At 35.7% G+C, this 15,532-nt stretch carries 10 protein-coding genes and 1 other annotated feature; all 10 genes read left to right on the top strand.

The window, feature by feature from the left end; translation table 11 throughout:
* Positions 1-33: 33 nt before the first annotated feature.
* The 10 genes from rplA to tuf all read left to right on the top strand — a co-directional run bounded on the left by rplA (position 34) and on the right by tuf (position 15,463).
* The gene (rplA, locus tag EHE19_RS17310; RefSeq protein WP_137697352.1) at positions 34-729 is read left to right on the top strand and encodes a 50S ribosomal protein L1; all 696 of its coding nucleotides are present in this window, start codon (positions 34-36) and stop codon (positions 727-729) included.
* Between the two features lie 81 nt (positions 730-810).
* Positions 811-963, top strand: a sequence feature (ribosomal protein L10 leader region).
* Positions 964-986: 23 nt separating this feature from the next.
* Positions 987-1,520 (top strand): 50S ribosomal protein L10, encoded by a 534-nt coding sequence (rplJ, locus tag EHE19_RS17305; RefSeq protein WP_137697351.1) that lies wholly within the window; start codon positions 987-989, stop codon positions 1,518-1,520.
* A 54-nt stretch (positions 1,521-1,574) separates the two neighbouring features.
* A complete protein-coding gene (gene rplL, locus EHE19_RS17300; RefSeq protein WP_137697350.1) occupies positions 1,575-1,958 on the top strand; it encodes a 50S ribosomal protein L7/L12 in 384 nt (127 codons plus the stop codon).
* Between the two features lie 914 nt (positions 1,959-2,872).
* Positions 2,873-6,616: a DNA-directed RNA polymerase subunit beta gene (rpoB, locus tag EHE19_RS17295; RefSeq protein WP_137697349.1), complete on the top strand. Its 3,744-nt coding sequence runs from the start codon at positions 2,873-2,875 to the stop codon at positions 6,614-6,616.
* Positions 6,617-6,631: 15 nt separating this feature from the next.
* Positions 6,632-10,129 carry a DNA-directed RNA polymerase subunit beta' gene (gene rpoC, locus EHE19_RS17290; RefSeq protein ID WP_137697348.1) on the top strand — a complete coding sequence of 1,166 codons (3,498 nt, stop codon included), beginning with the start codon at positions 6,632-6,634 and terminating at the stop codon, positions 10,127-10,129.
* A gap of 338 nt (positions 10,130-10,467) precedes the next feature.
* Positions 10,468-10,710 carry a ribosomal L7Ae/L30e/S12e/Gadd45 family protein gene (locus EHE19_RS17285; protein WP_137697347.1) on the top strand — a complete coding sequence of 81 codons (243 nt, stop codon included), beginning with the start codon at positions 10,468-10,470 and terminating at the stop codon, positions 10,708-10,710.
* Positions 10,711-10,812: 102 nt separating this feature from the next.
* Positions 10,813-11,241 carry a 30S ribosomal protein S12 gene (rpsL, locus tag EHE19_RS17280; RefSeq protein ID WP_137697346.1) on the top strand — a complete coding sequence of 143 codons (429 nt, stop codon included), beginning with the start codon at positions 10,813-10,815 and terminating at the stop codon, positions 11,239-11,241.
* 221 nt (positions 11,242-11,462) lie between these two features.
* Positions 11,463-11,933, top strand: coding sequence for a 30S ribosomal protein S7 (gene rpsG / locus EHE19_RS17275; protein ID WP_137697345.1), 471 nt, complete (start codon positions 11,463-11,465; stop codon positions 11,931-11,933).
* Between the two features lie 126 nt (positions 11,934-12,059).
* A complete protein-coding gene (gene fusA, locus EHE19_RS17270) occupies positions 12,060-14,141 on the top strand; it encodes an elongation factor G (protein WP_137697344.1) in 2,082 nt (693 codons plus the stop codon).
* Between the two features lie 119 nt (positions 14,142-14,260).
* Complete coding sequence (tuf, locus tag EHE19_RS17265) at positions 14,261-15,463, top strand: elongation factor Tu (RefSeq protein WP_137697343.1); 1,203 nt, start codon at positions 14,261-14,263, stop codon at positions 15,461-15,463.
* Positions 15,464-15,532 lie beyond the last annotated feature (69 nt).

Raw genomic sequence — 15,532 nt, 5'->3', positions numbered from 1 at the left:
CGAAAATAATTAACCACTTAAGGAGTGTGACGTATGTTTAGAGGAAAGAAATATCAAGAGAGTGCTAAACTCGTTGATAGACAAAAGCTTCATGAGCCATTAGAAGCTCTTGAACTAGCTCAAAAAACTTCAAAAGCAAAGTTTGATGAGACTATCGAAGTTCATATAAGACTTGGTGTTGACTCCAGACATGCAGACCAACAGGTTAGAGGTGCAGTAGTGCTTCCTCACGGAACTGGTAAAACAGTTAGAGTGTTGGTATTTGCAAAGGGAGATAAAGCAAAAGAAGCTGAACAAGCTGGTGCTGATTATGTTGGTGCTGAAGAATTAGTAACCAAGATTCAGAATGAAAATTGGTTTGACTATGATGTTGTTGTTGCGACCCCAGATATGATGGGTGTTGTTGGTAGACTTGGTAAAGTATTAGGTCCTAAAGGACTCATGCCAAACCCAAAAGCAGGTACTGTATCAATGGATGTAGCTAAAGCTATAGCTGATATCAAAGCCGGTAAGATCGAATACAGACTTGATAAGACAAATATTATTCACTGTCCAATAGGAAAAGCTTCATTTAGTAAAGAGAAGCTATTGGATAACTTCCGTACATTGCTTGGAGCAGTTGTAAAAGCTAAACCTGCTGCTGCAAAAGGTCAATATTTGAAAAGTATTGTAGTAACTTCAACAATGGGACCTGGAATAAAAGTTAACCCTGTTAAGGTTACTGAATAATATATATTGAAATAGATTGTAGTAACTTAAAGATAGAAATTTTTACTTTACAATTTTATTGTTTAGTATTATTATATTCTATGTCAATTAAATAGTATGCCATAGACAGTAGGTGCACAGTATATCATATACTGATGCGTAATTTGATGATAATCACCCTACCGAGGTTGAATTAATAACGGTTAATCACCCTTTGTATGTCTATGTGCATGCAAAGGGTTTAATTTTTGCATTGAATTGAAAAGGAGGTGGATGTTTTGCCTAGTAATAAGATACTTGAACAGAAGAAGGAAATCGTTAGAGAGTTATCAGAGAAAGTAAAATCTGCACAATCGTTTATATTAGCTGATTATAGAGGATTAACTGTTGAGCAGGATACTGAAATGAGAAATGCTTTAAGGGCTGCCGGAGTTGAATACAGGGTAGTTAAAAATAGATTAACTAGTCTAGCAATGAAGGAAAATGGCTATGAGGAATTGGATAGCTTTTTAGAAGGACCAACGTCTATAGCTATGAGTACAAATGACGTTGTTGCGCCTGCTAAGGTTTTATCCGAATTTGCCAAGAAGTTTGAAGCACTCGAACTTAAAGTTGGTGTGGTTGAAGGTAAGGTTATTGATCTTAATGGTATTAAGGCACTTGCTGAATTGCCATCACGTGAGGTTCTTATCGCGAAGGTATTGGGAGGCTTCAATGCTCCTATATCTGGTTTCGCAAACGTATTAAATGCAAACTTAAGAGGTTTGGTTGTAGCATTAAATGCTATAGCTGAGCAGAAAGCAAACGCATAAGTAAATTAAAAGAATAAACTATTAAAATTAAAAAATATTTGGAGGTATTATACAATGGCTAGTGAAAAAGTTACAAAATTAATTGAGGATGTAAAGAATTTAACAGTATTAGAATTATCAGAATTAGTAAAGGCTCTTGAAGAAGAATTTGGAGTATCAGCAGCAGCTCCTGTAGCAGTTGCAGCAGCACCAGCAGCAGGTGGAGCAGCACCAGCAGCAGAAGAAAAGACTGAATTCAATGTAGTATTGAAGGATGCTGGAGCAGAAAAGATTAAGGTTATCAAAGTTGTTAGAGAAGTAACTGGTCTTGGCTTAAAAGAAGCTAAAGAACTCGTTGACGGAGCACCAAGCACTATTAAAGAAAATGTATCAAAGGACGAAGCTACTTCAATTGAAGCTAAGTTCAAGGAAGTTGGAGCAACAATTGAAATTAAATAATATCTAGAATAGATATAAAAAATATGACCCTATAAATGGGAGGAGATTTTCTAACAAAGGCGGAGGAAAGCATAATACTTGTTTTATTGTCAACTCTGACAGAAATTTGTTGGGGAAAACAGCCTCTTTAAAAGAGTGTTATATTATTGCTTATAAAAACAAAAGAGGCTACTCACAATCTTAGAGTAGTCTCTTTTATTAAGAGTAAAAGACAAAGTTATATGTAAGTTAAATATAAAATCAATTTAGAACATAAATAAAACTAAATTAATTAGTTTTTTCAAATGTTCAATATCAAAGTAAATGCTTACAATGTTGATGCTTTAGCTAGACAAATTACTTGCAGAATATTTGATATTATTTTTGAAATTTATTATACATAATATTAATTGATTTTATTACATAATATTAATTGATTTTATTACATATATGAATATTAGAGTATATTGATACAGAAGTCTTGAAAGAAAATAGCATATATGCTATAAATTTTTTTTATTTAATACATTTAATACATTTAGGTTAATTTATTTTTAGAATCAAGATACAAAACTAATGTTTAATATCCTAGTAAAATACAGGCATAAAAATACAATTAAAATTGTCAATAATAAATATAATATTATTGACAACCAATATGAACTATGATATCATTATAAACTGCATTAAAATTCTGTTGTCACGTCCAAAAATGGGAAATTAATTTGATTTGCTTACATAAATTATAGCATATGCGAATAATCAAGACAATAATTGTTAATAATATTTTAATGTGTCTGTATATAGCATTATTATATGTTTTTTTACGAAATATATACTTGGTTTGATTTACAATTTTACATAATACAATTCTAATTATGTGAGATTTTTAAATATTCCTAATAAAAGTCATAAGTTTATGAGGTGATATAAATATGGTACAACCCGTAAAATTGGGTAGAAACACAAGAATGAGTTTTTCTAAAATACGAGACGTACTAGAAATGCCAAACCTGATAGAAGTTCAGAAGAATTCATATCAATGGTTTTTGGATGATGGTCTAAGAGAGGTTTTCAGAGATATTTCTCCTATAACAGATTATACTGGAAACTTAATTTTGGATTTTGTAGATTACTCTCTTGATGATGAACCAAAGTATAGTGTCGAAGAGTGCAAGGAGAGAGACACTACATACTCTGCACCCTTAAAAGCAAAAGTTAGATTAATTAACAAGGAATCAGGAGAAGTTAAGGAGCAGGAAATCTTTATGGGAGATTTTCCTCTTATGACAGACACTGGTACCTTTATAATTAATGGTGCTGAGCGTGTAATTGTAAGTCAGCTTGTAAGATCCCCAGGTATTTACTATTCAATGAAGTTTGATAAAATTGGTAAGAAGTTATATTCTAATACTGTTATCCCAAATAGAGGAGCATGGTTAGAATATGAGACTGATTCTAATGATATCTTATCTGTAAGGATTGATAGAACTAGAAAGTTACCTCTAACAGTGTTATTAAGAGCTTTAGGTTATGGAACCGATTATGAAATAACACAATTATTAGGTGAAGATGAAAGAATTTTAGCTACTATTCAAAAAGATAATGCTAAAACTCATGAAGAAGGATTAATTGAAATATATAAGAGATTAAGACCAGGCGAACCGCCAACTGTTGACAGTGCAAAAAATCTTATCAATAGTCTATTTTTTGATGCGAAAAGATATGATCTTGCAAAGTTTGGTAGATTTAAATTTAATAAAAAATTAGCATTATCAAATCTAATCAACGGACAGGTTGCGGCTGAAAATATTATTTCACCTGAAACTGGCGAGGTTTTAGTAGCTGAAGGTGAGTTAATAGATAGAAAGAAAGCTGAAGAGGTTCAGAATTCAGGAGTTAATATTGTATATTTATTAATTGATGGCAAATCAATTAAGGTAATTGGAAATAATACTGTTGATATTCGTGAGTTTATTGATTTTGATGTTTCTGACATAGGAATTACCGAAAAAGTTCAATATACAGTATTAAAAGAAATACTTGAAAGCAATCTTGAAAAAGAACAGCTTAAAAAAGCACTTAAAGAAAGAATAAATGATTTGATTCCAAAACATATCACTACTTATGACATAATTTCTTCAATTAATTATATTATTAACCTTGATTATGGAATAGGTACTGTTGATGATATTGACCACTTAGGGAACAGAAGATTGCGTTCTGTAGGTGAGTTGCTGCAGAACCAATTCAGAATAGGCTTATCAAGAATGGAAAGAGTTGTAAGGGAAAGGATGACTATACAGGATATTGATGTAGTTACTCCACAAGCCCTTATTAATATAAGACCAGTTGCTGCAGCTATTAAGGAGTTTTTTGGAAGCAGCCAGTTGTCACAATTCATGGATCAGACTAATCCTCTAGCTGAGTTAACTCACAAGAGAAGACTTAGTGCGTTAGGACCTGGTGGTTTGAGTAGAGAAAGAGCGGGCTTTGAAGTTCGTGACGTTCACCATTCCCATTATGGTCGTATGTGTCCAATTGAGACTCCTGAAGGACCGAATATAGGTTTGATAGGTTCCTTGAGTACCTATGCCAGAGTCAACGAATATGGTTTTATTGAATCACCTTATAGAGTAGTTGATAAAGAAAAGGGTATAGTTACAGATGAAATAGTATACTTGACAGCGGATGTAGAAGATCCATTTATTGTAGCTCAAGCTACTGAGCCTTTAGATGAAAATGGAAGGTTTATTTCAAAGAAGATTGTAGCAAGATTTATGGACCAGATTTTGGAGGTTGAAAATACAAAGGTTGATTATATGGATGTATCTCCAAAACAAATGGTATCAGTAGCTACTGCTATGATTCCGTTCCTTGAAAATGATGATGCTAACCGTGCTCTTATGGGTTCGAACATGCAGCGTCAGGCTGTTCCGCTTATAAAAGCAGATTCTCCTATTGTTGGTACAGGTATTGAGTATAAAGCAGCAAGAGATTCTGGTGTATGTATCATTGCAAAGAACTCCGGAGTGGTAGACAAAGTATCTGCAAATGAAATAATTATAAAAACTGATACTGGTAAAAAAGATGTTTATAAGCTTCTCAAATATATGCGTTCTAACCAAGGTACTTGCTTAAATCAAAGACCTATTGTTAGAAAAGGTGAAATAGTTGAGAAGGGAGATATTATTGCAGACGGACCATCTACCGATAATGGTGAAATTGCATTAGGAAGAAATATCCTTATTGGGTTTATGACTTGGGAAGGTTATAACTACGAGGATGCGATTCTTATAAATGAAAAACTTGTTAGAGAAGATGTTTATACTTCAATCCATATAGAGGAATACGAGGCAGAAGCTAGAGACACTAAGCTTGGACCTGAGGAAATAACAAGAGATATTCCAAATGTTGGAGAAGAAGCACTTAAGGATCTTGACGATAGAGGAATAATTAGAATAGGTGCAGAAGTTCGTTCTGGAGATATTCTTGTGGGTAAGGTTACTCCTAAGGGTGAGACAGAACTTACTGCTGAAGAAAGATTACTAAGAGCTATCTTTGGTGAAAAAGCTAGAGAGGTTCGTGATACTTCACTTAGAGTTCCTCATGGTGAATCAGGTATTATTGTTGATGTTAAGGTGTTCACTAGAGAAAATGGAGATGAACTACCACCAGGAGTAAATCAACTTGTTAGAGCATATATCGCTCAAAAGAGAAAGATCTCTGTTGGAGATAAAATGGCTGGTAGACATGGTAATAAGGGTGTTATTTCCAGAATACTTCCTGAAGAGGATATGCCATTCTTACCTGATGGTACTCCTTTAGAGATAGTACTAAATCCACTAGGCGTTCCTTCACGTATGAATATTGGACAGGTGCTGGAAGTGCATTTAGGATTTGCCGCAAAGGCATTGGGCTGGAAGATTGCCACTCCAGTTTTTGATGGTGCAACTGAGGAAGACATTAGAAATACATTAATACAAGCAGGAAAAGACCCTGATGGTAAGACCATTCTTTATGATGGAAGAACTGGTATGCCATTTGATAATAGAGTTACAGTTGGGTATATGTATTACTTGAAACTTGCCCATCTTGTTGATGATAAGATTCATGCTAGATCTACTGGTCCATATTCATTAGTAACTCAGCAGCCTTTAGGAGGTAAAGCTCAGTTTGGTGGACAGAGATTTGGAGAAATGGAAGTTTGGGCTTTGGAGGCATATGGAGCTTCATATACACTGCAAGAAATTCTGACAGTAAAATCAGATGATGTTGTTGGTAGAGTTAAGACATATGAGTCTATTGTAAAAGGTGAAAACATACCTGAACCTGGAATTCCTGAATCATTTAAGGTTCTTATTAAAGAACTTCAGAGTTTGGCGCTTGATGTTAAGGTTTACTCAGAAGAGGAAGGCGAAATTACGATTAAAGAGTATGTTGATGATGATATTGAAGAGTTGAATGTTAACATTGAGGGAAGAGAAGATGAAGCGGCTTTGACAAATGATTTTGATGATGAGCTGAAAGATGATATTCTTATTGATGATGATTTAGATATTGATGATATAGATGATATTGGAAGCATCAGTACAGGAGACAATCTTGAAGAAGAACTCACAGATGAATTGTTTGCTGACGAAGATCTTGATGATGATTTCGACGATGAGGATTTTTAGGGAGGGAGATAAGCTATGTTTGAACTAAACAATTTTGATTCTATAAAAATAGGATTGGCTTCTCCGGAAAAGATTAGAGAATGGTCAAAAGGCGAAGTAAAAAAGCCCGAAACAATAAATTATAGAACATTAAAACCAGAAAGAGATGGTTTGTTCTGCGAAAGAATTTTTGGACCTCAAAAGGATTGGGAGTGCCATTGCGGTAAATATAAAAGAATCAGATATAAAGGTATTGTTTGTGATAGATGTGGGGTTGAGGTTACTCGTTCAAAGGTAAGAAGAGAGAGAATGGGTCATATAGAACTTGCTGCACCAGTTTCTCATATTTGGTATTTTAAAGGAATACCAAGCAGAATGGGCTTGCTTTTGGATATGTCACCTAGATCTCTAGAAAAGATTTTGTATTTTGCATCCTATGTTGTAATTGATCCTGGTCAGACACCACTATCTAAAAAGCAAGTATTAACAGAAAAAGAATATAGAGATAGTGTTGAGAAATTTGGACTCAGTTTTAGAGCTAGTATGGGTGCTGAAGCTATAAAAGAACTTCTTTTGGAGATTGATTTAGAAGCACTTTCAAAGGAATTGAGAAGTGATTTAGCTGATTCAACAGGTCAAAAGAGAATCAGAGCTGTAAAAAGGCTAGAGGTTGTAGAAGCTTTCAGACTTTCAGGAAATCGTCCTGAATGGATGATTCTTGATGTTGTTCCTGTCATTCCTCCTGAATTAAGACCTATGGTACAGCTTGATGGAGGAAGATTTGCAACATCAGATTTAAATGACCTGTATAGAAGGGTTATTAATAGAAATAACAGATTAAAAAGACTCCTAGATTTAGGAGCGCCTGATATCATAGTCAGAAATGAGAAGCGTATGCTTCAAGAGGCTGTTGATGCTTTGATTGATAATGGCAGAAGAGGACGTCCAGTAACAGGACCTGGTAACAGACCTCTTAAATCATTATCTGATATGCTTAAGGGTAAGCAGGGACGTTTCCGCCAGAACTTATTGGGTAAGCGTGTTGACTACTCTGGACGTTCTGTTATCGTTGTTGGCCCTGACCTAAAGATTTTCCAGTGTGGTTTGCCTAAGGAAATGGCACTTGAATTATTTAAACCATTTGTTATGAAAAAGTTAGTTAACGATGGTTTAGCACACAATATCAAGAGTGCAAAGAGAATGGTTGAAAGAGTTAGAAATGAAGTCTGGGACGTATTGGAAGATGTTATAAAAGACCATCCAGTATTGCTGAACCGTGCCCCAACACTTCACAGGCTTGGTATACAAGCATTTGAACCTGTTTTAGTTGAAGGTAGAGCATTAAAACTGCATCCTTTAGTATGTTCGGCATATAATGCTGACTTCGATGGTGACCAGATGGCTGTTCACGTGCCTCTATCAGCAGAAGCACAATCAGAGGCAAGATTCTTGATGCTTTCAGCAAATAACTTGCTTGCACCAAAGGATGGTAAGCCAATTACTGTTCCTACGCAGGATATGGTTTTAGGTAGCTATTATTTGACAATTGAAAAGCCTGGCGAACCAGGAGAAGGTAAAGTATTCTGTGCCATGGATGAAGTTCTTATGGCTTATGATGCAGGTGAATTAGGACTCCATGCTCAGATAAAGGTTAGAGTTGAAAAAGAGATAAACGGAGTTAAGCAGAAGAAATTAATCACATGTACTGCTGGAAGACTTATATTTAATGAAGCAATCCCTCAGGATTTAGGATTTGTTGATAGAACTGATATAAATAAAGCTTTTGACCTAGAGGTTGACTTTATCGTTGGTAAGAAAGAACTTGGTAAGATAATTGATAAATGTATAAGAGTTCATGGAACTACAACAACTGCAATTATTCTTGATAGAATAAAGGCATTGGGCTTCAAATATTCAACAAAAGGTGCTATTACTATCAGTGTATCTGATATGGTTGTACCTGCGGTTAAGAAGCAGTATCTAGAAGAGACAGAAGCAACAATTGACAATATAGTTAAACAGTTCAAGAGAGGACTTATATCAGATGATGAACGCTACAATTCTGTTATAGCTACTTGGACAGAAACAGGTGAAAACATCACTAGAGCTCTTATAGATAACTTGGATAGATTTAATCCTGTGTTCATGATGTCACAGTCTGGAGCGAGAGGTAATATCAATCAGATTAAGCAGCTTGCTGGTATGAGAGGTTTGATGGCTGATACATCTGGTAAGACAATAGAAATACCTATTAAATCAAACTTCCGTGAAGGACTTAATGTATTGGAATTCTTTATTTCTACTCACGGAGCTAGAAAAGGTTTGGCTGATACAGCGCTTAGAACTGCTGACTCTGGTTACTTGACAAGACGTTTGGTTGACGTAAGTCAGGATGTTATTGTAAGAGAGTTGGATTGTGGTACTAATAAAGGTATTGAGATATCCGATGTTAAGAGTGGAAGCGAAGTAATAGAACCATTGGCTGAGAGACTCATAGGAAGATATACTATTGAAGATGTTTATGACCCTAATACAAACGAATTGATTGTAACTAAAGATGAGGCTATTACTGAACGTATTGCTGATAGAATTATTAAAGCTGGATATAAGAAAATGAAGATCCGTTCAGTACTTACATGTGAATCTAAAGTTGGTGTTTGTGCTAAATGCTATGGTGCAAATCTTGCAACAGGTGAGGCTGTTAATGTGGGTGAAGCAGTTGGTATTATTGCTGCACAGTCAATCGGTGAACCTGGTACACAGTTGACAATGAGAACCTTCCACACTGGTGGTGTTGCCGGTGATGATATTACACAAGGTTTGCCTCGTGTAGAGGAGTTGTTTGAGGCAAGAAAGCCAAAGGGATTAGCTATAATTACTGAAATATCTGGTAAAGTTAAATTATCTGATACTAAGAAAAAGAGAGAAGTAATTGTAACTGCTGAAGATGGAGAAACTAAGTCATACTTGATACCATATGGTTCAAGAATTAAAGTATATGACGATGACATTGTTGAAGCTGGTGATGAGTTGACAGAGGGTTCAGTAAATCCTCATGACATTCTTAAGATTAAGGGCCTCAGAGGAGTTCAGGCATACTTATTGCAAGAGGTTCAAAGAGTTTATAGAATGCAGGGTGTTGACATCAATGACAAGCACATCGAAGTTATAGTAAGGCAAATGATGAGAAAGGTTAAGATTGAAGATGCAGGTGATACAAGCCTATTGCCAGGCGGTTTAGTGGATATGCTAGAGTTTGATAGTGAGAATGAAAAGGCTATCCAAGCTGGCTTAAGACCTGCTACTGGAGAACGCACTTTGTTAGGTATAACAAAGGCTTCACTTGCTACAGATTCATTCTTGTCTGCCGCTTCATTCCAGGAGACAACAAGGGTTCTAACTGAAGCAGCAATTAAGGGTAAGGTTGATCCTTTGGTTGGATTAAAAGAAAATGTTATTATTGGTAAACTTATTCCTGCAGGTACTGGTATGAGCAGATACAAAGATATTAGTATTAGTCAGGTTATTGAATAATTTTAGGATCAAATATATAAATATTTATGAAACGACCATAGCAATATGGTCGTTTTATGAATATTAGAGTTTATACATATAAAACATCTCTAATATGCTTACTATGAGAATTATGAGAATAATGTAAAATGATTTAAACACTCAGTATGCTTGACAAAAGCTGTAATTGAGTGATAAAATAATTCAGTGCGCAGAATTTATGTTTTTTTTGTGTGCATATTTTCATGTATAATTTCAAATTAATAATGAAATATCTTTGTTATTTTAACTGGAGATTAGCAGCTCTAGTTTTATTAAATAACAGAGTATGTAGTAAATTTTAAATTGGAGGAAGCAAATTGTTGGATGATCTTAAACACTATAAGAAAGTAGTTGGTGTAAAACAGTCAACAAAGGCAATAGAAAATGGCATTGTAGCCAAAGTTTTTATTGCTAAGGATTGCGAACAAAGAGTAGTAAGAGGTATTATTGAACTCTGTGAAAAACAGTCCTTACCTATAACATATGTTGACTCCATGAAACAGTTAGGAAAGGCATGTGGTATTGAGGTTGAAGCTGCTGTTGCATGTATTCTGAAATAAACCACATAATATGATTAATTGCTATATTTATTTATTTCGATACAGGATGTATTGGAGTAAGTACTATATATATAATATTTACCTTTGGAAGGAGGTGTACTAATGCCAACATTTAATCAGCTGGTTAGAAAGGGCAGAGAGGTTATTGAAAAGAAATCAACTGCTCCAGCTCTCCAGAAAGGATTTAACTCAAAGAAGAAAAAGGTAACAGATATTAGCAGCCCTCAAAAGAGAGGTGTTTGTACTGTTGTAAAGACTTCAACACCAAAGAAACCAAACTCAGCGTTACGTAAAGTAGCAAGGGTTCGTCTCACAAATGGATTTGAAGTAACTGCATATATTCCTGGAATAGGTCATAACCTACAGGAGCATAGCGTTGTTCTTATCAGAGGTGGAAGAGTTAAAGACCTGCCTGGTGTAAGGTACCATATAGTTAGAGGTACTCTTGACACTGCCGGAGTTGCCAAGAGAATGCAAGGCCGTTCAAAATACGGTGCAAAGCGTCCAAAGGCAGGTGCAGGAAGTAAGTAAAAACACAGCGTGCTGACAATTTAAAATGTTAGGTGCTTAGTACGTGATTATATATATTTTGTAAAAGTGAAGATAGGTTTTAAGATTAGTTTTATAGTCTGTTAACACTAGAAAGGTATATTTATGTACTTGCGCTGACGACGGTTTAAACCACGAGTACCTGTGATACGTTGAGTGGGGATTACCCATGAATAATGTTATCATAAAAGGAGGGAAGTAAAGTGCCAAGAAAAGGTCATATTTCAAAAAGAGACGTTTTGCCAGATCCTATGTATGGAAGCAAAATAGTAACAAAGCTAATAAACAATGTTATGTATGATGGTAAGAAAGGTATATCACAGAAGATATGCTATGATGCTTTTGAAATAGTAAAGCAAAAGACTGGTAGAGATCCTCTGGAAGTATTTGAAGAGGCAATGGCAAACATTATGCCAGTACTTGAAGTTAAAGCTAGAAGAGTTGGTGGAGCAACATATCAAGTTCCAATGGAAGTTAGACCAGATAGAAGACAAGCTTTAGGATTAAGATGGCTTGTTGGTTACGCTCGTAAAAGAGGAGAGCGTACTATGAAGGAAAGACTTGCTGGTGAAATGTTAGATGCTATCAACAGTACTGGTGGAGCTTTCAAGAAGAAAGAAGATACACACAAGATGGCTGAAGCTAACAGAGCATTCGCTCACTATCGTTGGTAAACGATGGTTTTTGATAGATTGTAAGATAGAACTTCCTATATTTAATAGGATTTTCTAATATTTTTTAAATATAAAATTAGATAAATTGATTATATATCAATTGGACTATCGTGAAAGGAGGGTACTATGCCCAGGCAATTTGACTTACAACACACAAGAAACATTGGTATAATGGCTCATATTGATGCTGGTAAAACAACAACTACTGAGCGTATACTGTTTTATACAGGTAGGACTCATAAAATCGGCGAAACTCATGAAGGTTCGGCTACTATGGACTGGATGGAGCAGGAGCAGGAGAGAGGTATAACAATTACTTCTGCTGCTACTACTGCACAGTGGAAAGGTAACAGAATAAATATTATTGATACGCCGGGGCACGTTGACTTCACTGTAGAGGTTGAAAGATCTCTTCGTGTGCTCGATGGTTCAGTAACAGTTTTCTGTGCTAAAGGTGGAGTTGAACCCCAGTCTGAAACAGTTTGGAGACAGGCTGATAAGTATGGAGTTCCACGTATGGCATATGTAAATAAAATGGATATTATGGGAGCTGACTTTTACAATGTACTTTCTATGATGAAAGAAAGATTACAGTGTAATGCAGTACCAATACAATTACCAATTGGAAGTGAAGATACATTTACAGGAATGGTAGATTTAGTTACTATGACTGCAGTTGTATTCAAGGATGATTTAGGGAAAGTAGTTGAAGAACAACCTATTCCTGAAGACATGAAGGATATTGTAAAAAAATATCGTGATTTATTATTAGAATCAGTTGCTGAACAAGATGAAGAAATAATGATGAAATACCTTGAGGGTGAGGAAATCACTGTTGAGGAAATAAAGAAGTGCATCAGAATTGCAACTATAAAATTAAAGATGGTTCCTGTAGTTTGTGGTTCTTCATACAGGAATAAGGGTGTACAGCAAATGCTAGATGCAGTTGTTGATTTTATGCCATCACCTGTTGATATTCCAGCTATTAAGGGTATATCAATAGATGGCGAGACTGAAATGGAAAGAGAAGCTGATGATAATGCTCCATTCTCAGCACTTGCATTTAAGATTATGACTGACCCATATGTTGGTAAGCTCTGCTTCTTCAGAGTATATTCTGGAACACTAAATTCAGGTTCTTATGTTCTTAATTCAACAAAGAATAAGAGAGAAAGAATCGGTAGAATTCTTCAAATGCATGCAAATCATAGAGAAGAAATAGATATTGTTTATTCAGGAGATATTGCTGCTGCTGTTGGATTAAAAGATACAACAACAGGTGATACTTTATGTGAAGAAAACAATCCTGTTATTCTTGAATCTATGGAATTCCCAGAGCCTGTTATAGAGGTTGCTATTGAACCTAAGACAAAGGCAGACCAAGAAAAAATGGGTATTGCGTTGCAGAAGCTAGCGGAAGAGGATCCAACATTTAAAGTTCATACCGATGCAGAGACAGGACAAACTATTATCGGAGGTATGGGTGAACTTCACTTGGATATTATCGTTGATAGAATGAGAAGAGAATTCAAGGTTGAAGCAAATGTTGGTAATCCACAGGTTTCATATAAAGAAACTATTCGCAAAGCTGTTAAATCTGAAATGAAGTATGCTAGACAGTCTGGTGGTAAAGGTCAATACGGTCATTGTGTTATCGAAATTGAACCAAGAGAACCAGGTTCTGGTTACGAATTTGTTAATAAGATTGTTGGTGGTGCTATTCCTAAGGAATACATTCCTGCAATTGACGCTGGTATACAAGAGGCTATGAAAGCTGGTGTACTTGGTGGATATAATGTAGTTGATATTAAAATAACTCTTGTTGATGGTTCATATCATGAAGTTGACTCTTCTGAAATGGCGTTTAAGATTGCTGGTTCAATGGCATTTAAGGATGGATGTAAAAAAGCAAATCCTGTTCTCCTAGAACCAATAATGAAGGTTGATGTTAGCGTTCCTGAAGAATATATGGGAGACGTTATGGGTGGAATCAACGCAAGAAGAGGACGTATTGAAGGTATGGAAGCACGTAATGGTGTGCAGAATATTAGAGCATTAGTACCACTATCTGAAATGTTTGGATATGCTACGTCACTTCGTTCTTCAACACAAGGTAGAGGTAATTTCTCAATGGAGACTAGTCACTTTGAAGAAGTTCCTAAGAGCATTCAAGAGAAGGTTCTAGCTGGTAGAAGTACTAATGAGTAAAACTCATCTTTGAGTGAGTAAGTGTTAATTGCAGGAGCAAAAGCTCTTGTTTAAGGACAAAATATAAACAAAATCTACTAAATAGCGCAATGCGCTTTAATGAAAGGATGGATTTTAAAATGGGTAAGGCTAAATTTGAAAGATCAAAACCACACGTTAATATTGGAACAATTGGTCACGTTGACCATGGTAAGACTTCTTTAACTGCTGCTATAACTAAAGTATTAGGAATGTTGGGAAGAGCTGAAGTAAAAGATTACGGCTCAATTGACTCAGCTCCAGAAGAAAGAGAAAGAGGTATCACAATCAATACTGCTCACGTTGAGTATGAAACTGAAACTAGACACTACGCTCACGTTGACTGCCCAGGCCATGCCGACTATGTTAAGAACATGATCACTGGTGCTGCTCAGATGGACGGTGCTATATTAGTTGTTTCTGCTGCTGATGGTCCAATGCCTCAGACTAGAGAACACATTCTTCTATCAGGACAGGTTGGTGTTCCTTATATAGTAGTATTCTTAAACAAATGCGATATGGTTGATGATGAAGAACTTATCGAATTAGTTGAAATGGAAGTTAGAGAATTATTAAGTTCATACGACTTCCCAGGTGATGATACTCCAATAATAAGAGGATCAGCTCTTGTAGCATTAGAATCAAATTCAACAGATCCTCACGCTCCAGAATATGCTCCAATCTTGAAGCTTATGGATGAAGTTGACAAATATATCCCAACTCCAGAGAGAGCAGTTGACAAGCCATTCTTAATGCCTGTCGAGGACGTATTCTCAATCACAGGTCGTGGTACTGTTGCTACTGGTAGAGTTGAAAGTGGTGTTGTTAAGGTTGGAGATGAAGTTGAAATCGTTGGTTTGATGGACGAATCAAGAAAAACAGTTGTAACTGGTGTTGAAATGTTTAGAAAGCTTCTTGATCAAGCACAAGCTGGTGATAACATCGGTGCTCTATTAAGAGGTATTCAGAGAAATGAAATCGAAAGAGGACAGGTTCTTGCTAAGGTTGGATCAATCAAACCTCACACATACTATGAAGGACAGGTTTACGTTTTAACTCAAGCAGAAGGTGGAAGACATAAGCCATTCTTCAATGGTTACAGACCACAGTTCTATTTCAGAACTACTGACGTTACAGGTGTTATCGAGATTCCAGAAGGAACTGAAATGGTTATGCCTGGTGACCACATCACTATGAAGGTTAAGTTAATCACTCCTATCGCTATGGCTGAAGGACTTAAGTTCGCTATTCGTGAAGGTGGAAGAACAGTTGGTGCTGGTAACGTTTCAAAGATTATTGAATAATAATTAATGAAATATAATAAAAGGGAATCGATGAAAATCGGTTCCTTTTTGTATGCGTGCCGAATGAAT

Origin of the sequence: Ruminiclostridium herbifermentans (assembly GCF_005473905.2) — a bacterium.
In the GTDB taxonomy this organism is placed as follows: Bacteria; Bacillota; Clostridia; order Acetivibrionales; family DSM-1351; genus Ruminiclostridium; species Ruminiclostridium herbifermentans.
The sequence above is the reverse complement of the archived record's forward strand: the minus strand, read 5'-3'. Positions and strand labels throughout refer to the sequence as shown.